Below are 2,913 nucleotides of genomic sequence, written 5' to 3' on the forward strand. Positions count from 1 at the left end.
GGCGGGATCCAGCGGATCGTGCCGGCGCCGGAAAGGCGGAGCGCTTGCGCGCCGAGCTCGCTCGTGCCGTGGCGGCCGACCAGCGGCTGGGCCTTGGCGGCGTCGCATACGCGGCCGCCGCCGAACTCGCGGACCGGCTCCCCCGCGGGCTCAGCGGGAGGCACCGGCGTGCAGGCGGCGGTCATGAGCAGCAATCCTCCCAGCGCCGGCTTCGTCATTGCGGTTCGAGCTCCGTCCTCGTCATGGCCAGCTTACCGTTCTTGATCGCAAAGGCGAGCCGCCCTTCGACAAGGTCGAGCGCATCGCGCCCGAATTCCTCGAAACGCCAGCCTTCCAGTATCTGCAGCCCCTCGCGCCGTCCGGCGGCGAGCAGCTCCAGCTCCTCGGTCCGGGCGATGAGGCGAGCGGCGACATTGCTCTCCCGTGCGCGGATCTTCAGCAGCAGCTTCAGGAGGTCCGCGACCAGCGCGCCTTCCTTGCCGAGCCCCGGCTGCCTGTCCTCTCGGACCGGCATCTCGTCGGCGGGGAGCGGCTGAGCGGAGGCGAGCGCGTCCATCAGCCGAGCGCCGATGTCGTTCGACCGCCAGCTTGCCGAAAGCCCACGGACGCTTCCAAGCGCCTCCTGGCTGGAAGGCGGGTGCGAGGCGATGTCGGCCAGCGTCTCGTCCTTCATGATCCGGCCGCGCGGGAGATTCTTTGAGCGGGCCTCGATCTCGCGCCAGGCGGCGGCGGCCTTGAGGCGGCCCAGCACCTCCGGCTTCCGGCTCGGCACCCGCACCCGCTTCCACGCCTGCGCGGGATCGTTGGCATAGTTGGAAGGATCGCCCAGCCGCTCCATCTCCTGGTCCAGCCAGTCGCCGCGCCCCGTCTTCCGGAGCCGCTGAAGCATCTTCGGGAAGAGCGCCGCAAGGTGGGTGACGTCGCCGATCGCATAATCGATCTGCCGCTTGTCGAGCGGGCGGCGCGCCCAGTCGGTGAATCGGGCGCCCTTGTCGAGGCTCTTGCCGATGAGGCTCTCGACCAGGTTCGAATAGCCGACCTGCTCGCCGAGCCCCAGAGCCATCGCGGCGATCTGGGTATCGAACAGCGGATGGGGCGTCTTGCCGGTGAGGTTGTAGATGATCTCCAGGTCCTGACCGCCGGCGTGGAAGACCTTCAGCACGTCCTCATTGTCCACCATCAGGTCGAGCAGGGGCGCGAGATCGATCCCGTCCGCCTTCGGGTCGATCGCGGCGGCTTCCTCGAGGTTGCCGATCTGCACGAGGCAGAGATCGGGCCAATAGGTGTTCTCGCGCATGAACTCGGTATCGACGGCCACGAAGTCCGATTTGGCGAGGCGTTCGCAGAGCTGGAGAAGCGAGTCGCTGTCTGTAATCAGTGGGTGAATATGCATGCGGGCGCCGTCATAGCGGCGGGCTCTTCGCTTGACAAAGCGCCTCTCACCTTGGAAGCGCACGCCTCGCATTTTCACCAAATTCTCGACACTGAAAGCGATCCTCGATGCACGCCTACCGCACCCACACCTGCGCCCAGCTCCGCGCGACGAATGTCGGCGAGCGGGTGAAGCTTTCCGGCTGGGTGCACCGGAAGCGCGACCATGGCGGTGTTCTGTTCGTCGATCTTCGCGACAATTACGGGATCACCCAGGTGGTGGCGAAGGCGGGCAGCGAGCCGCTCCGGATCCTCGACGGGCTCCGGGCGGAATCGGTCGTGACCGTTACCGGCGAAGTCGTGGCGCGTGGGCCCGAGGCGTCGAACCCGAACCTCGCGACGGGCGAGATCGAGCTTTCGGCTGATGAAGTGGTGGTGCAGTCCTCGGCCAGCGAGCTTCCGCTGCCGGTGGCGGGGGAGGCCGATTATCCCGAGGATATCCGCCTTCGCTATCGCTATCTCGACCTTCGCCGCGAGCGCATCCACCAGAACATCATCCTGCGCTCGAACGTGATTTCCTCGATCCGCCGCCGGATGGTCGATCAGGGCTTCACCGAGTTCCAGACGCCGATCCTGACGGCTTCGAGCCCCGAAGGCGCGCGCGACTATCTGGTGCCGAGCCGGGTCCATCCCGGCAAATTCTACGCGCTCCCGCAGGCGCCGCAGATGTTCAAGCAGCTGATCATGGTCGCGGGTTTCGACCGCTATTTCCAGATCGCGCCCTGCTTCCGCGACGAGGACGCCCGCGCCGACCGGAGCCCGGGCGAATTCTACCAGCTCGATTTCGAGATGAGCTTCGTCACCCAGGAAGACGTGTTCCAGGCGATCGAGCCGGTGCTCGCAGGCGTGTTCGAGGAATTCGCCAACGGCAGGAGCGTCACGCCCGCAGGCTCGTTCCCGCGCATCCCGTATCGCGAGTCGATGCTGAAATACGGCTCCGACAAGCCGGACCTGCGCAACCCGATCCTCATCTCCGACGTCTCGAGCCATTTCGAAGGCTCGGGCTTCGGCCTGTTCGCCAACATCGTCGGCTCGGGCGGCGTGGTCCGCGCCATCCCGGCGCCGAATACGGCCGAGAAAAGCCGCAAGTTCTTCGACGAAATGAACGAGTGGGCGCGCTCGGAAGGCCATGCCGGCCTCGGCTACATCACGCAAAAGGGCGGAGAGCTCGGCGGACCGATTGCCAAGAACCACGGCGAGGAAGCGACCCGCCGCCTCGTCGCGGACCTTGGCCTCGGCCCCGACGACGGCATCTTCTTCGCCGCCGGCAAGGAAGCGCAGGCCGCCAAGCTCGCCGGACTGGCCCGCACCCGGATCGCCGAGCAACTGGGGCTGATCGACGAGAACCGCTTCGATTTCTGCTGGATCGTCGACTTTCCGATGTACGAATATGACGAGGAAGCGAAGAAGGTCGATTTCTCGCACAACCCCTTCTCGATGCCGCAGGGCGAGCTGGAAGCGCTGGAGACGAAGGACCCGCTC

2 protein-coding genes and 1 pseudogene are annotated in these 2,913 nt (G+C 66.4%); 1 reads left to right on the forward strand and 2 read right to left on the reverse strand.

Annotated elements, in window-relative coordinates; translation table 11 throughout:
* A pseudogene (locus VF662_RS10830) lies at positions 1 to 218 on the reverse strand (hypothetical protein); the annotation flags it as partial.
* A complete protein-coding gene (rnd, locus tag VF662_RS10835; protein ID WP_464140964.1) occupies positions 215 to 1,393 on the reverse strand; it encodes a ribonuclease D in 1,179 nt (392 codons plus the stop codon). The gene rnd and the pseudogene VF662_RS10830, both read right to left, overlap by 4 nt.
* Before the next feature lie 107 nt (positions 1,394 to 1,500).
* Here rnd and aspS point away from each other — a divergent pair.
* On the forward strand, positions 1,501 to 2,913 hold a 1,413-nt coding region (gene aspS, locus VF662_RS10840; RefSeq protein WP_464140966.1), incomplete at its 3' end, for an aspartate--tRNA ligase.

The organism is Allosphingosinicella sp. (genome assembly GCF_036387215.1).
Classification (GTDB): domain Bacteria; phylum Pseudomonadota; class Alphaproteobacteria; order Sphingomonadales; family Sphingomonadaceae; genus Allosphingosinicella.

Excerpts from the sequence above, each read along its gene's own strand:
- rnd (WP_464140964.1), bottom strand. The coding sequence starts at position 1,393 with ATGCATATTCACCCACTGATTACAGACAGCGACTCGCTTCTCCAGCTC.